Source organism: Pseudomonas sp. NY15364 (genome assembly GCF_048068235.1).
Lineage (GTDB): Bacteria > Pseudomonadota > Gammaproteobacteria > Pseudomonadales > Pseudomonadaceae > Aquipseudomonas > Aquipseudomonas mendocina_D.
The window spans coordinates 1-15975 of sequence record NZ_JBLUPX010000004.1 but is presented as its reverse complement, the minus strand read 5'-3'; the positions used below and the strand labels follow the sequence as shown (position 1 = coordinate 15975).

The window sequence follows — 15975 nt, the reverse complement described above, 5'->3', positions numbered from 1 at the left end:
ACCACTTCAGGCGCATTCTTATTGCGGGTTGGCACGGGTGCTGGACAGCAGCGACTTCAGACTGGCCGCTTTCGGTTTCACCAGCCAGAACTTGCGCAGGTAATCGTCCAGGTTCTCCAGCAGGTTCTGGCCCCACTCGCTACCGGTTTCCTCGACATACTCGGCAAGCACGCTTTCCAGGTGGCTGCGGTAAGCCTCCATCGCTTCGTTGTTGATGCGTTGGATTTCCACCAGCTCGTGGTTGACGCGGTCGTAGAAGCCGTTGTCCATGTCGAGCACGTAGGCGAAGCCGCCGGTCATGCCCGAGCCGAAGTTGTAGCCGGTCTTGCCCAGTACGCAGACGAAACCACCGGTCATGTACTCGCAGCAGTGGTCGCCAGTACCTTCCACCACGGCATGAGCCCCGGAGTTACGCACGGCGAAACGCTCACCCGCAGTGCCGGTAGCGAACAGCTTGCCGCCCGTAGCGCCGTACAGGCAGGTGTTGCCGATGATGGCGCTATCCTCGGTGGCAAACGGACTGCCGGCGGGCGGGGTGATGACGATCTTGCCTGCAGTCATGCCCTTGCCGACGTAGTCGTTGGCGTCGCCTTCCAGGCGCAGGTGCAGACCACCGGCGTTCCACACGCCGAAGCTCTGCCCGGCAGTGCCCTTGAAGCGGAAGGTGATCGGGGCATCAACCATGCCCTGGTTGCCATGCACGCGGGCGATCTCACCGGAAATGCGCGCACCGATGGAGCGGTCGCAGTTGCCGATATTCAGCTCGTACTCACCACCGGTTTTGTTGGCGATGGCGTCCTTGGCCATTTCCACCATCTTCTCGGCCAGCAGGCCTTCGTCGAACGGCGGGTTCTTCGGCACCTGGCAGAACTGCGGCTTGTCGGCCGGGATATGGGCGCTGGCCAGCAGCGGCGACAGATCCAGGTTGCCCTGCTTGGCGGTTTCACCCGGCAACACTTCGAGCAGGTCGGTACGCCCGATCAGCTCTTCCAGGCTGCGCACGCCCAGCTTGGCCAGCCACTCGCGGGTTTCCTCGGCGACGTAGGTGAAGAAGTTCATCACCATCTCGACAGTGCCGATGAAGTGATCCTTGCGCAGCTTGTCGTTCTGCGTGGCCACGCCAGTGGCGCAGTTGTTCAGGTGGCAGATGCGCAGGTATTTGCAGCCCAGGGCGACCATCGGCGCGGTACCGAAGCCGAAGCTCTCGGCGCCGAGGATGGCCGCCTTGATCACGTCCAGACCGGTCTTCAGACCACCGTCGGTCTGTACCCGCACCTTGCCGCGTAGGTCGTTGCCGCGCAGGGTCTGGTGGGTCTCGGCCAGGCCCAGTTCCCACGGCGCACCGGCATAACGGATGGAGGTCAGTGGCGATGCGCCGGTACCGCCGTCGTAACCGGAAATAGTGATCAGGTCGGCGTAGGCCTTGGCCACACCGGCAGCGATGGTGCCGACACCGGCTTCCGCCACCAGCTTGACCGACACCAGCGCCTTCGGGTTGACCTGCTTGAGGTCATAGATCAGCTGCGCCAGGTCTTCGATCGAGTAGATATCGTGGTGCGGCGGCGGCGAGATCAGGGTCACACCGGGCACCGCGTAGCGCAGGCGGGCGATCAGGCCGTTGACCTTACCACCCGGCAACTGGCCGCCCTCACCGGGCTTGGCGCCCTGGGCGACTTTGATCTGCAGCACTTCGGCGTTGACCAGGTATTCCGGGGTCACGCCAAAGCGGCCGGTGGCGACCTGCTTGATCTTCGAGCTCTTGATGGTGCCGTAGCGGGCAGGGTCTTCACCGCCCTCACCGGAGTTGGAGCGACCACCCAGACGGTTCATCGCCTCGGCCAATGCCTCGTGCGCCTCCGGTGACAGCGCGCCGAGGGAGATACCGGCGGCGTCGAAGCGCTTGAAGATCGACTGCAGCGGCTCGACTTCGTCGAGGCTGATCGGCGTGGCGGATTCCTTGACCTTGAGCAGGTCGCGGATCATCGACACCGGACGGGTGTCGACCAGCGTCGAGTATTCCTTGTACTTCTCGTAGTTGCCCTGCTGCACGGCCTCCTGCAGCGTGCGTACCACGTCCGGGTTGTAGGCGTGGTATTCGCCGCCGTAGACGAACTTGAGCAGACCGCCCTGCTGGATCGGCTTGCGATTGTTCCAGGCCTCGAAGGCCAGCAGCTTCTGCTCGCTCTCGATATCGACGAAACGCGCGCCCTGGATGCGGCTGGCCACACCCCGGAAGCACAGTTCGGTGACCTCATCGGCCAGGCCGACCGCCTCGAACAGTTGCGCACCGCGGTAGGACGCGACCGTGGAGATACCCATCTTCGACAGGATCTTCAGCAGGCCCTTGGAGATGCCCTTGCGGTAGTACTTGAAGACTTCGTACAGATCGCCCAGCACTTCGCCGGTGCGGATCAGGTCGCCCAGCACTTCATAAGCCAGGAACGGGTAGACCGCCGAGGCCCCGAAGCCCAGCAGCACGGCGTAGTGGTGCGGATCACGCGCGGTGGCAGTTTCCACCAGGATGTTGCAGTCGCAGCGCAGACCTTTCTCGGTCAGGCGGTGATGCACGGCACCAGTGACCAGCGCAGCATGCGCCGGCAACTTGCCCGGAGCGATGTGACGGTCGGTCAGCACCAGCAGCACCTTGCCGGCACGCACGGCTTCCTCGGCCTGGTCGGCCATGTTGCGCACGGCAGCTTCCAGACCCAGCGACTCGTCGTAGTTCATGTCGATGACATGACGGTCGAAGCCTGGGCGATCCAGGTTCATCAGCGCGCGCCACTTGGCCGGCGAGATCACTGGGCTGCTGAGGATCACTCGGGTAGCGTGCTCCGGCGACTCGCTGAAGATGTTGCGCTCGGCGCCCAGGCAGATTTCCAGGGACATGACGATCGCTTCGCGCAGCGGGTCGATCGGCGGGTTGGTGACCTGCGCGAACTGCTGGCGGAAGTAATCGTAGGGCGAGCGCACGCGCTGGCTGAGCACCGCCATCGGCGTGTCATCGCCCATGGAGCCGACGGCTTCCTGGCCCTGCTCGCCGAGCGGACGCAGCACCTGGTCACGCTCCTCGAAGGTGACCTGGAACATCTTCATGTACTGCTTGAGCTGATCCGGGTCGTAGAAGGCAGAACCATGGTCGCGGTCTTCCAGCGTCGCCTTGATGCGCTGAGCATGCTTGCGCAGCCACAGTTTGTAAGGGTGGCGCGACTTCAGGCGGCTGTCGATGGACTCGGTATCCAGCACCTGGCCGGTCTCGGTGTCGACGGCGAGGATCTGCCCCGGGCCGACACGGCCCTTGGCGATGACGTCCTCGGGCTGGTAATCCCACACGCCGATTTCCGACGCCAGGGTGATGTAGCCGTTCTTGGTGGTGACCCAGCGCGCCGGGCGCAGACCGTTACGGTCGAGCAGGCACACGGCATGGCGACCATCGGTCAGTACCACGCCGGCCGGACCATCCCAGGGCTCCATGTGCATGGAGTTGTATTCGTAGAACGCGCGCAGGTCGGCGTCCATGGTCTCGACGTTCTGCCAGGCCGGCGGAATGATCATGCGCAGGCCACGGAACAGATCGATACCACCGGTGACCATCAGTTCGAGCATGTTATCCATGCTCGAGGAGTCGGAACCGACGCGGTTGACCAGCGGGCCCAGTTCGTCGAGATCGGGAATCTGCTCGTTGGCGAACTTGGTGCGACGAGCCTGCGCCCAGTTGCGGTTGCCGGTGATGGTGTTGATCTCGCCGTTGTGCGCGAGATAACGGAAAGGCTGTGCCAGCGGCCACTTCGGCAGCGTGTTGGTGGAGAAACGCTGGTGGAAGACCGCGATGGCGGTCTGCAGACGCTCGTCACCCAAGTCCGGGTAGAACTGCTGCAGGTCCGCCGGCATCATCAGGCCTTTGTAGATGATGGTCTTGTGCGAGAAGCTGCAGATGTAGTGATCGCTGTCGTCGGCATTGGCCACCGAGGAACGACGACGGGCGCTGAACAGCTTGATGGCGAACTCCTGGTCGCTCAGACCTTCGCCGCCGATGAACACCTGCTCGATCTGCGGCAGGCGCTCCAGTGCCAGCTGGCCGAGAACGCTGGTATCGATCGGCACCTTGCGCCAGCCCACCAGTTGCAGGCCGGCCGCGAGGATTTCGCGGTTCATGTTCTCGCGCGCGGCTTCGGCCTTGGCCGAATCCTGATTGAAGAACACCATGCCCACGGCATATTGCCCGGGCAGTTCGACGCCGAATTGCTCCTGGGCGATCGCACGCAGGAATTGATCAGGCTTCTGGATCAACAGGCCACAGCCATCACCGGTCTTGCCGTCGGCGTTGATACCGCCGCGGTGGGTCATGCAGGTGAGGGCCTCAATAGCGGTCTTGAGCAGGTGATGACTAGGCTCACCTTGCATATGGGCGATCAAGCCGAAGCCGCAGTTATCCTTGAACTCATCAGGACGGAACAAACCTGCTTTCATAGGGGGAACTCTCACCAGGTTGCCTTTGTGTCAGGCAATTTACTTTCTAATTCAATCACTTGGCCCCTGAGCAGCGGACACGGGCCAGCCTTTCGCGGGCAAAAGGGGGAGGGCATTGTACATAGCCACCCTGAGCCTCACAATTTTCATGTCGCTTTCTTGAAAGCTAATGCCGCCAAAACGAAGGATAAGATTGCAACCAAGTGCTATTGACGCACCATTTTCGAGCATTACGTATTTTAAGGTGCACTTGGCGCACCAAAACAGGGCGCGTCATCGTGTCCCTATGCACAGGAATGTCGCCTGAATATAAGGAACCGAATCGTTGCGAATGCCATGCCGAATCGCCCGACATGACACTCGAGAAAGCGCTAAACCTCAAGACAGTCGAGGGAAGCGTGCGCCAGGGAGGCGACTAGCGGCTCATCTCCTGCTGGATACTACCCAGCGTTCGCGGCCAAGGCTTGCCCGCCTGAAGCTTGGCAGGCAGGGACTTCACCGCAGCCTGCGCTGCATCGCGACTGGCGAAACTACCATAGGTCAGCACGTACAACGGCTGGCCCTGGTGGATCTTCTTGAAGTAGCGATATTCACTACCACCTTCACGAACCAGCGCCTGGATATTGGCCTCAGAGCGCGACCCTGCGACCTGCAGAGCGAACCGCGAGGCAGGCTGTTGCGCATACCAGTTGCCACTTGCCGCGCTCGATACTGCAGGCTTGGCAGGGCCTGGGGACGGAGCCGGCGCCGAGACCGGTGGCTTTACCGCAACTGGCTCGGGCGCCTTCGGCGCAGGTGCAGGTGCAGGTGCAGGTGCAGGTGCAGGTGCAGCAGAGATTGGAGCCGCTGGAGTGGTAACTGTCGAAGGAGCAGGCGAAGCTGGCGGCTCGAAATCATCCAACTCCTCACCCGCAGCCTCAGCCAACGGCTGGCGAATGACTGTCTGCGATTCACCAACCAGCGGCAGCGGCAATGGCTGGCTATTCCCGGCAAACTCGATGGCAGGTTTCTGAGCGGGTGCCGGCACTTCGGCAGCACCCTCACCAGCGGCGACTGCCTCGGTAGATTGCAGCGGTACCGACGCACCGGCCGGTGATTCAGCAGGCCGCGAATCACGCCCCTGCATCAACCAAGCAGCGGCCACCCCCAGCACAACAACACCCAGAGCAAGCATGTGCTTCTTCGGCAGCGCAAACGAGAAACCACCACTACGCCCTTCAGAGCGCTGAGCCAACATCTGCTCAACCAAAAGCTCTCGCGCTTCGGTATTGATCAATCCCGGCCAACCACCTGAACGCTGATGGATGTCCTCGATCTGCTCCTCCGTCAGCACCTCGATGTCCTGACCCGCACCTTCGAGGCGCTGAGCGAGGTACTCGCGAGTTTCATCCTCACCATAAGGCTGCAAGTCGATGGCGTGATAGGACTCCTCGCCACCACTCAGCGCCTCAAGACGATCGAGCAATTCATGTTCGGCGAACAGGAATACATGAGGCCGCCCTTCGGAGTTTCCGGCAGCTAGAGCCAGAACGCTCTTCAGCGCAGAGTCGTCCAGTTGATCGGCATCATCGATCAGCAGATACACTTCCTGCCCGGTCAACGCCAGCTGCCCGACCTGCGCCAGAATCGAACGCACGTCAGCATTCGCAACGGAAAGCCCCTGCGCAATCTGACGCAGCAGCGCATCGCTACCAACCACGCTCTGAGCAATGACCACACTCTGCACTGCCTGTTTGTTGGTGCTGGCAACCAACGCCTGGCGCAGCAGGGTCTTGCCACTACCCTGCGGCCCGATCACAGCCAGCAGTAGCTGGCTGTAGCGCGCCAGGTGATGCAACTGCCCCAATACCGGCTTGCGCTGCGCCGGGAAGAACTTGAAGCCAGGCACTCGTGGCGTAAAGGGGTCGTGGCTGAACTGGTAATGCGCCAGGAAAGCTTCGTCAGCATGCAAACTGGTCATGGATCACTCTTCAAGAGTTGGACGACTGAGCCAGCGCGGCGTAATCGCTACGCAGCGTGGCGTCGAGAATTTCACGCGGGTAGTCGGCAGTCACTACAGCCTCACCCAAACGCTTTAGCAACACGAGACGCAGCTGACCATCGAGCACCTTCTTGTCCACTGCCATATGCTCGAGGAATTGCGCAGGCGTCATATCCTGCGGCGGCACCACTGGCAGCCCGGCCGCCTGCAACAGGCGTACGCCACGGTCTCGATCTGCTGCCGATAGCCAGCCCAGGCGATAGGACATTTCCAGCGCCATCACCGTTCCGGCGGCAACGGCCTCGCCGTGCAGCCAAACACCATAGCCCTGCTCGGTCTCAATGGCATGACCGAAGGTGTGCCCCAGATTCAGGGTGGCGCGCACTCCAGACTCACGCTCGTCAGCACCGACGACACGCGCCTTGGCCGCACAGGATTGCTCGATAGCGTAGGTGAGCGCCTGCTGATCGAGCGCACGCAAGGCCGGCATATTCTGCTCCAGCCATGTCAGGAAGGGCTCATCGCAGATCAGGCCATACTTGATGACTTCGGCAAGGCCAGCCGACAACTCGCGAACAGGCAAGGTATCAAGACTGCTCGTGTCGATCACAACGGCTTTGGGCTGGTAGAAGGCACCTACCATGTTTTTACCCAACGGATGATTGATGCCAGTCTTGCCACCCACCGAGGAATCGACCTGAGAAAGCAGGGTCGTCGGGACCTGGATGAAATCGACACCACGCTGATAACAGGCTGCAGCAAAGCCCGCCATATCACCGATCACACCACCCCCAAGCGCCACGACAGTGGTGCGGCGATCATGTCGGGCGCTCAGCAAGCCATCGAAGATCAGCTGCAAGGTTTCCCAGTTCTTGAACGCCTCACCGTCGGGTAACACCACAGAGGTAACGTTATAGCCTTCGAGCACCTGCAGCAGCGCTTGCAGATACAGCGGCGCGACGGTTTCATTGGTCACGATTGCCACCTGCCGACCAGCTATGTGCTGCGTGAGCAGTGCAGGGCGAGACAGCAACCCCTGACCGATATAAATGGGATAGCTGCGTTCAGCGAGATCAACGTGAAGAGTCTGCATGAGGCCCCCAGGAGAAAAAGGCCACTAGGATAGCGCAGTTCGCCCCGCGCTTTAACGGGGCGACAAGGCGTCCAGACGCGAGAGAATTTCCTGAACCACCATACGCGGCGGACGCTCATCCGTCTCGATGATGATATCGGCGACCTCTCGGTATAGAGGATCACGCATGGCCATCAGATCTCTGAGCACCTGAGACGGATTGGCCGTGCGCAGTAGCGGGCGATTGCGATCACGCGAAGTGCGGTCGATCTGCTGTTCCACAGAAGCGTGCAGGTAGACGACTCGCCCCCCCGCATGCAGAGCCTGGCGATTCTCCGGGCGCATGACCGCCCCACCGCCGGTGGCCAACACAAGACCGTCCTGCATCGAGAGCTCGGCGATCACCGCCTGCTCCCGCTCACGAAAGCCCTGCTCACCCTCGACATCGAATATCCAGGGTATGTCGGCACCGGTACGCTGCTCGATCTCCTTGTCGGAGTCCTTGAAAGACAAACGCAGTTCTTTAGCAAGCAAACGCCCGATGGTGCTCTTTCCAGCTCCCATCGGGCCAACGAGGATTACATTCCGCACTTAGGTCATCGGTTCACGGCAATGGCTTGGTTGTTCATGATGCGCGGCGTGATGAAAACCAGCAACTCAGTCTTGTCGTCTTGTACGATATCGCGGCGAAATACTCTACCGATAAACGGCAAGTCGCCAAGGAATGGCACCTTTTCGGTGGCCCTAGTCTGAGTATTCTCAAAAACGCCACCAATCACAATGGTTTCTCCATCATTGACCAGCACCTTGGCATTGACCTCGTTCTTGTTGATAGGCGGAACGCCATTGATGGCCGCCTGGAAATTTGGCGCGTCCTTGGTGACCTTGACCTCCATGATGATGCGATTATCCGGCGTAATCTGCGGGGTAACCTCCAAGGATAGAGCAGCCTCTTTGAACGAAGTACTGGTTGCGCCGCTGGAACTGGCCTCCTGATAAGGAACCTCCTGACCTTTCAGAATCTTTGCGGTCTCCTTGTCAGAAGTCACTACCTTGGGCTGTGAAATCACTTCGCCGTTACCAGTCGCCTCCATAGCAGAAAGCTGCAGATCCAGCACTACACTGCTTCCCAGATAGCCGATCGCAATACCCGAGGTGCTATTTTCAACCCCCATATCAACGAAGGGCAGACGCGCCAGACCGTCTTCGAGTGTTGTTGTACCGACGGTGTCAGTGCCAACAAACCCAGCTCTTTGACCAGTATCCTCATCAAATGCCTGCACACCATCCTTACCACTCGCGTCCCAGCGTCCATTTCGAACACTGCCACCCCAACGAACGCCAATCGCCTTATTGTAATTAACGTTGGCTTCGACAATCCGCGCCTCGATCATCACTTGACGCACGGGAATATCCAGCTGAGTAATGATACGACGCAGCTCATCCAGATGCTCCTGAGTCTGATAGGCGATGATGCTGTTAGTTCGGTCATCTACAGTGATAGAACCGCGATCATCAGAAGCACCGTCAGCACTGGTGACTGACTGGAACAGCTTGGCCATATCGGTCGCCTTGGCATAGTTCACCTGAATCAGCTCGCGACGCAGCGGAGCGAGCTCGGCAATCTGCTTCTGCGACTCCAGTTCCTGGCGCTCACGAGCAGCGATCTCGTCCGCGGGGGCCACCAACAAGACATTACCAATCTGGCGCTTATCCAGGCCTTTAGTCTTCAACACAAGGTCCAGCGCCTGATCCCAAGGCACATTCTGCAGACGCAGGGTGATGTTGCCAGCGACAGTGTCACTCGCCACCAGATTCAGATCGGTAAAATCGGCGATCAACTGCAGGACAGAGCGCACATCGATGTCCTGAAAATTGAGCGATAGTTTCTCACCGGTATAGGCGAATCGCTCAGCATTACGACGCTCGACATCGTCCTGACTAAGCGGTTTTACACTCAGAGTCAGCTTATTCTCCGTCTGATAAGCCAAGTAATCATACAAACCGACTGGCTCAATAACGATACTGGTTTTTTCTGCGCTACCCGTGGCACTGACGAACTGCACCGGCGTCGCGAAATCCTTCACATCCAGGCGCACACGCAGGGATTCAGGCAGCTCAGTTTTGGCAAAGTCCAGACGAATCTTCCCGCCCTGCTCCTGGATATCAGGGCTCACCGATGCATCGGAAAGGGTAATGACGATATTACCCTCACCCTGCTCCCCACGCTGAAAGTCTATATTGCTGATTGCTTTCGGTTGCGGCCCATAGGTTTTCTTGGGCGGAACAGCCGCTACCGAAGCAGGCGCCGACGCTGAGGGTCGCGCTGCGGCTGCAGAGGCATCGCCAACCAGGACATACAGATCGCTACCCTCGACTCGCGTGCTGTATGGCGCCAGATTGGTGAGGTTGACGATCAGACGGGTACGGTCCTTGGCTTCGACGATGGTGACGCTACGCGCATTGCCGACGCCCAGTTCACGATTCTTGGAGCCGAGCTTGTTCGATACCCCCGGCAGGTCCAGAGCAATACGTGCAGGCTGCTCGACGGTATAGCCGCGAGGAGCCGTTACCGGCTCATCGAAGGACAGCTTCAGCTCAACCCGATCACCGGGCAAGCTGGCGACATTCAAATCCTGGAGATTGGCCGCCAATACCGCGGGCGACAGCAGCGCCGCCAACAGGGCGACGCTAAGACGCGAAAGAGAGCTGTTCATTTTCGTATCCCGTGTGGCAGACAGATTATTTATATTCATTTCTCACCCCGCCCCCTCAGGAGCGCTCCTTCAAGGAAAGGCTGCGTGGTCGCTCAAGCCAGCCACCTTCGCCATCTGGAACAATTTCCACAACATCAATCTTGGAGTCATCGATCACGAGAATCTTGCCGTGGTTACGCCCCAGATAGTCGCCAACTTTTACACGATGAACACCACCCGCGCCGTTAACCAGAGCGAATAACTGGCGATCATTCCTCAGCGTGCCAACCATCTCGAATGTTTCAATATTGAAACCCTCGAGGAATTGCTTGACACGACTTTCATCCGGTTTGATCTCCGGCGCCCCCTTCTGCCGAGTGACGACATCAATTTTAACCGGAGGCTGAAAGGGGCTACGCAAGGACGCAGCACGGTAGGTGAAGCTTTCATAGGGTTGAAACGTCGGTAGCGGCTCAATGGCGCCTTTAGGCTTTGCGCGCGCTTCATCCATGTAGGTGCGCAGATCGGAAAAATCACTACCGACACCGCACCCGGCCAAGAGAGCGAAACCCGCCACCAGAACCAAACGAGAGAAACTCATTGTTGAGCCCCCTTATCATTGTAGCGATAGGTCTTGGCCATGATCTGCATGTTCAGGCGGCTGGAGTTGTCAGCACTGGCGGGGGCCAGCTGGAAGTCATGCAATGTGACGATACGCGGCAGACTAGCGACACCGCTTACGAAAGTAGCAAGGTCGTGATAACTACCGGTGACTTTGATCTGAATCGGCAGCTCGATATAGAACTGCTGAGCCACTTCCGGCAACAGCTTGATCTCTTCGAATTCCAAGCCACTGCCCAAGCCGGTACGAGTGATATCCTCCAACAATCCAGGAACCTCGGTGTCGCTTGGCAACTGACGTAAAAGAGCACCAAAGGAAACCTCCATCTCCTGCATCTGTTCTTTGTAAGCCTCCAGGTTCGCCGCCTGAAAAGCCTTGCTGGAGAACTGTTCCTTCAGCGTTACTTCCTCTTGCTGACGCTGCTCCAGCATATTCTGCATATCTTTGAGGTGAAAGTTGTAACCCAACACCAGAACGATAATAAGCAGCAGTAAGCCAGCAATGAATTTAACCGCACCAGGCCACGAACCAATATTGTTCAAATCAAGTTCATTGATATCAATGCTGCGCAGGCTGTCCAGGGAATTCTTAATACTCATTTAGCCGCCTCCGCCTTTTCTTGATCAGGCTGTGTCTGCTGGACAGTCAGCTGAAACACATTCGCCTGATCCAAAGCCCCTGCTGTGACAGCTTTGACTTCGGTCAAGTTGGGCGCGGCCAACCACTCCGAACCATCCAAGTTACGCATCAGATTCGAGACGCGATTATTCGACTCAGCCGCACCAATGATGGCGATGCTCTTACCCGTCATTTTCACACTGGTAAAATACACACCGTCCGGAAGCGTTCTCACCAACTGGTCGAACACACGACCGATGATTGGTCGATTGCCCTGCAGGTCCTGGATGATCTTCATGCGCTCCAACAATTGCTGGCGACGCGTTCTCAGCTCACTGATTTCCTTGATACGCGCATCGAGAACTGCGATCTCCTTCTTTATGAAGTCATTTCGCGCATTCTGGTTACTGATCGTCGAACTGAGAAATTGATCACCCAGAAAGACCAGGCCAGCAGCCACAACGAGGACACCGACCAGGCTTACCAAAAACCGCTGTTTGCGCTCCTCGCGCAGCTGCTCACGCCAGGGAAGTAAGTTAATCCGCGCCATTAGTCGAAACTCCTCATCGCCAGACCACAGGCAATCATCAATGCCGGCGCATCACTGGCCAGCGCACCGGCATTGACCTTACTGCTCAGCGCCATATCGGCAAAGGGATTGGCCACTAACGTCTGCGTACCGATCTTCTGCTGGATCAACCGATCGAGGTCAGGAATGGACGCGGTACCACCAGCCAGAAGGATGTAGTCGACATCATTGAATTGCCCAGCGGCGAAGAAGAACTGCAGCGAGCGCGAAACCTGCTGAACCACAGCTTCTTTGAACGGTTGCAAAACCTCGCTGTCGTAGTCATCTGGAAGACCACCTTGCTTCTTGGCAAGACCAGCTTCCTCGACCGACAGGCCATAGCGGCGCTGGATTTCCTCGGTCAGTTGCTTGCCACCGAAAAGCTGCTCGCGGGTATAGATAGTGCGGCCGTCGTGCAGAACACTGAGCGTGGTCATCGTCGCCCCGATATCCACCACCGCGACGGTCAACTCATCGTGACCGCCACCCAGCTGCGCCTCCAGCAAACCGTAAGCGCGCTCGAGGGCATAGGCCTCGACATCGACCACTTTCGCAGTAAGCCCGGCGAGCGCGAGGGCTGCTTCGCGGACCTCCACGTTTTCCTTGCGGCATGCAGCCAGCAGCACCTCAACCCGCTCAGGATTACGCGGCGCTGGGCCCTGCACTTCGAAATCGATGGCAACCTCTTCCAACGGATAAGGAACGTACTGGTCAGCCTCGATCTTCAGCTGGTTTTCCAGGTCATCCTCGGAAAGGCCGGCTTCCATTTCGATGGTTTTGGTGATGACCGCCGAACCAGCCACAGCAACCGCGGCCGTCTTGACGCCGCTCTTGGCCTTGGCCAACACGCGCGAGAGCGCCTGACCGACCCCCTCCAGCTCGGCGATGTTCTTCTCTACCACTGCGTTAGGTGGAAGCGGCTCGACTGCGTATGCCTCTACCTTGTAGCGGCTTCCCGAGCGACTCAGTTCGAGGAGCTTGACCGAAGTCGAGCTGATATCGATCCCCAGCAGCGTATTCGCTTTCTTAGTGAAGAGCCCTAGCACGACCGTTTTCCTATTGGCATCCGCGACTTACGGACTATTTATGTTTTTCCACATTAAATATCAGTCTTGACAGAAGCGCAAATGGCTCCCCGGGAAAAAAAACGCTTATAATATGATCAGCTTTTCCCTTTTAGCCTCGACTCCTGCTTAACTCTTTCTTTTACTTGGAATTCCGAACATTTTGATACGCCTGCTGAAGTTCATCTGGTGGTCTTGCGTTGCCGTTTTTTGTGGGCTGTTGCTCAGTTTCAGCGGCGCGTTTCTTTATCTTAGCCCGACCCTTCCGTCCGTCGAGTCACTGCGTCAGGTACAGCTGCAGATTCCCCTGCGCGTCTACAGCAGCGATGCCAAGCTGATCGCCGAGTTTGGCGAGATGCGCCGTTCGCCCATCCGCTTCGACGAAACCCCCAAGGAATTCATCAGCGCCCTGCTGGCTGCCGAAGACGATAATTTCGCCAATCATTATGGCGTCGATGTGACCAGCCTGATGCGCGCTGCCACGCAATTATTGAAAAGCGGTCAGATTCAAAGCGGCGGCAGCACCATTACCATGCAGGTGGCGAAGAACTTCTTCCTCACCAGCGAGCGCAGCTTCTCGCGCAAGGCCACCGAAATTCTCCTGGCACTGCAGATCGAGCGCGAGCTGAGCAAGGACGAGATCCTCGAGCTTTACGTCAACAAGATCTACCTCGGCCACCGCGCCTACGGCATCGAAGCTGCCGCACAGGTCTACTACGGCAAGTCGATCCGCGACCTCAACCTGGCACAGATGGCGATGATTGCCGGCCTGCCGAAAGCCCCCTCGCGCTACAACCCACTGGTCAACCCGACTCGCGCCAAAGAGCGCCGCGACTGGATTCTCGGCCGCCTGTATCGCCTGGGCCGCATCGACCAGGCCAGCTACGAGGAAGCGCTTGCCGAAGTGGTCGACGCACGCTATCACGTTCCCGCGCCAGAACTGAGCGCACCTTATATAGCCGAGATGGCGCGTGCCGAAATGGTCGGCCGTTATGGCAGCGAGGCCTATACGGAAGGCTTCAACGTCACCACCACCGTGCCCAGCCAACTGCAGGAGGCGGCCAATAGCGCGCTACGTGACGGGCTGATCGCCTATGATCAGCGCCATGGCTACCGTGGCCCCGAGAGCCGCCTGCCAGGTATGACACGTGAAACCTGGCTCGCCGAACTGGGCAAGTTTCGCAGCATCGGCGGCCTGGAGCCGGCAGTGGTTACTCAGGTCGAGAAAAGCGGCATTCTCGTACTGACCCGCAATGGTGAAGAACAAGCGGTGTCGTGGGACAGCATGAAATGGGCTCGCCCCTACCTCAATACCAACAGCATGGGCCCACGCCCACAGCAACCTGCCAATGTCGTGCAAACTGGTGACATCGTGCGCGTGCAACGCCAGGAGGATGGCAGCCTGCGTTTCACCCAGGTTCCAGCAGCGCAGAGTGCACTGGTTTCCCTCGACCCCTATAGCGGCGCCATTCAGTCGCTAGTCGGCGGATTCTCCTTCGACCAGAGCAACTACAATCGCGCAGTACAGGCCAAGCGCCAGCCAGGCTCGAGCTTCAAGCCCTTCATTTATAGTGCGGCACTGGACAGTGGCTACACCGCTGCGACGCTGGTCAATGATGCGCCGATCATCCTCTCCGACGACTACCTGTCGCAGAAGTGGCGCCCCAAAAACGATAACAACACTTTCCTCGGCCCGATTCGTATGCGCGAAGCGCTGTACAAGTCGCGCAACCTGGTTTCCATCCGCCTGCTGCAGGACATTGGCATCGACCGCAGCCTCCGTTATATCGAGCGCTTCGGCTTCGCCCCGCAGGACCTCCCGCGCAATCTGTCGCTGGCCCTCGGCACTGCCAGCCTGACGCCGATGGAAATCGCCGAGGGCTGGGCCACCTTCGCCAATGGCGGCTACAAGATCGAGCCCTACCTGATCGAACGCATCGATGACCGCAACGGCAAACCGCTGTTCCGCGCCAACCCGGCGCGCGTCCCGGGCAGCGAGCCGACCGAAGATAATGCCAACCTGACAGTCAACGCGGCCGACGATCTGCCCCTGGAAGAACCCAAGGTAGCCGAGCAGATCATCGACGAGCGCACGGCCTACATCATGACCAGCATGCTGCAGGACGTGATCAAGCGCGGCACCGGTCGCCGCGCCCTTGCACTGGGTCGTAACGACCTGGCGGGCAAGACCGGTACCACCAACGAGTCCAAGGACAGCTGGTTCTCCGGCTACAACGCCGACTACGTAACCACTGTCTGGGCCGGTTTCGATCAACCGGAAAGTCTCGGCCGCCACGAGTATGGCGGCACCGTCGCACTGCCCATCTGGATGGGCTACATGGGCGCGGCACTCAAGGACCGACCCAACCATCTGCCCAAGGAACCCAAGGGCCTGCTGACGCTGCGCGTCGACCCGGTCAGTGGCCGCGCTGCCGCACCCGGTACGCCGGACGCCTACTTCGAGCTGTTCAAAAGCGAAGACTCGCCACCACCGATGAGTGAGTTCGAGCCTGGCATGGGCGCTCCTGGCAGCCCGCTGCCGGCTGACGAAATGGCGCCGATCGATCTGTTCTGATCGGCACTTCGCCCACACGAGCAAAAGCTCGTATCCGGGAGAAAGCGACAGACAACAAAAAACCCGCCTAGCAGACTGTGTGAAAACCTAGCAGTCTGAGAGCAAGCTGAAGACAATGCCTCCATCAGTCGATGGGGGCATTGTCGTTTATGGGCTACATCCAGGGCGAAGGTCGTCAGCAAAGCAGCCTGTTTCCTCCCACATTGGAGGAGCTGGTGCCGGAGGATCACCTGGTACGGGTGATCGAGGCCTATGTCGCCCGCCTGGATCTGCAGGCTCTGGGTTTCAGCAAGGCCGAACCACTCAAGACTG

10 protein-coding genes and 1 pseudogene are annotated in these 15975 nt (G+C 59.0%); 2 read left to right on the top strand and 9 right to left on the bottom strand.

What is annotated here, in order from left to right:
* Positions 1-18: 18 nt before the first annotated feature.
* The 9 genes from gltB to ACNFCJ_RS04825 form a co-directional block, all read right to left on the bottom strand.
* Positions 19-4467, bottom strand: coding sequence for a glutamate synthase large subunit (gene gltB, locus ACNFCJ_RS04865; protein ID WP_416770111.1), 4449 nt, complete (start codon positions 4465-4467; stop codon positions 19-21).
* A 415-nt stretch (positions 4468-4882) separates the two neighbouring features.
* Complete coding sequence (locus ACNFCJ_RS04860; protein ID WP_416770109.1) at positions 4883-6427, bottom strand: AAA family ATPase; 1545 nt, start codon at positions 6425-6427, stop codon at positions 4883-4885.
* A 10-nt stretch (positions 6428-6437) separates the two neighbouring features.
* Positions 6438-7541 (bottom strand): 3-dehydroquinate synthase, encoded by a 1104-nt coding sequence (aroB, locus tag ACNFCJ_RS04855; protein ID WP_343348701.1) that lies wholly within the window; start codon positions 7539-7541, stop codon positions 6438-6440.
* A gap of 51 nt (positions 7542-7592) precedes the next feature.
* Complete coding sequence (gene aroK / locus ACNFCJ_RS04850; protein ID WP_343348699.1) at positions 7593-8111, bottom strand: shikimate kinase AroK; 519 nt, start codon at positions 8109-8111, stop codon at positions 7593-7595.
* 5 nt (positions 8112-8116) lie between these two features.
* On the bottom strand, positions 8117-10237 hold the full coding sequence (gene pilQ / locus ACNFCJ_RS04845; RefSeq protein ID WP_416770108.1) for a type IV pilus secretin PilQ: 2121 nt from the start codon (positions 10235-10237) through the stop codon (positions 8117-8119).
* A 55-nt stretch (positions 10238-10292) separates the two neighbouring features.
* Positions 10293-10817 carry a type 4a pilus biogenesis lipoprotein PilP gene (pilP, locus tag ACNFCJ_RS04840; RefSeq protein ID WP_416770107.1) on the bottom strand — a complete coding sequence of 175 codons (525 nt, stop codon included), beginning with the start codon at positions 10815-10817 and terminating at the stop codon, positions 10293-10295.
* Positions 10814-11437 carry a type 4a pilus biogenesis protein PilO gene (gene pilO, locus ACNFCJ_RS04835; RefSeq protein ID WP_416770106.1) on the bottom strand — a complete coding sequence of 208 codons (624 nt, stop codon included), beginning with the start codon at positions 11435-11437 and terminating at the stop codon, positions 10814-10816. The genes pilP and pilO overlap by 4 nt, the downstream gene beginning before the upstream one ends.
* Positions 11434-12006: a type 4a pilus biogenesis protein PilN gene (gene pilN, locus ACNFCJ_RS04830; RefSeq protein WP_416770105.1), complete on the bottom strand. Its 573-nt coding sequence runs from the start codon at positions 12004-12006 to the stop codon at positions 11434-11436. Before pilN ends, pilO begins: the two co-directional genes overlap by 4 nt.
* Complete coding sequence (locus ACNFCJ_RS04825; protein ID WP_416770103.1) at positions 12006-13070, bottom strand: pilus assembly protein PilM; 1065 nt, start codon at positions 13068-13070, stop codon at positions 12006-12008. Before ACNFCJ_RS04825 ends, pilN begins: the two co-directional genes overlap by 1 nt.
* Before the next feature lie 184 nt (positions 13071-13254).
* On the opposite strand from ACNFCJ_RS04825, the gene ACNFCJ_RS04820 reads away from it, so the two are divergent.
* Together ACNFCJ_RS04820 and ACNFCJ_RS04815 are read left to right on the top strand one after the other, a co-directional pair.
* Positions 13255-15663, top strand: a complete 2409-nt coding sequence (locus ACNFCJ_RS04820) for a penicillin-binding protein 1A (RefSeq protein ID WP_416770338.1) — start codon at positions 13255-13257, stop codon at positions 15661-15663.
* Positions 15664-15812: 149 nt separating this feature from the next.
* Positions 15813-15975 (top strand): annotated as a pseudogene (locus ACNFCJ_RS04815) (IS5/IS1182 family transposase); the annotation flags it as partial.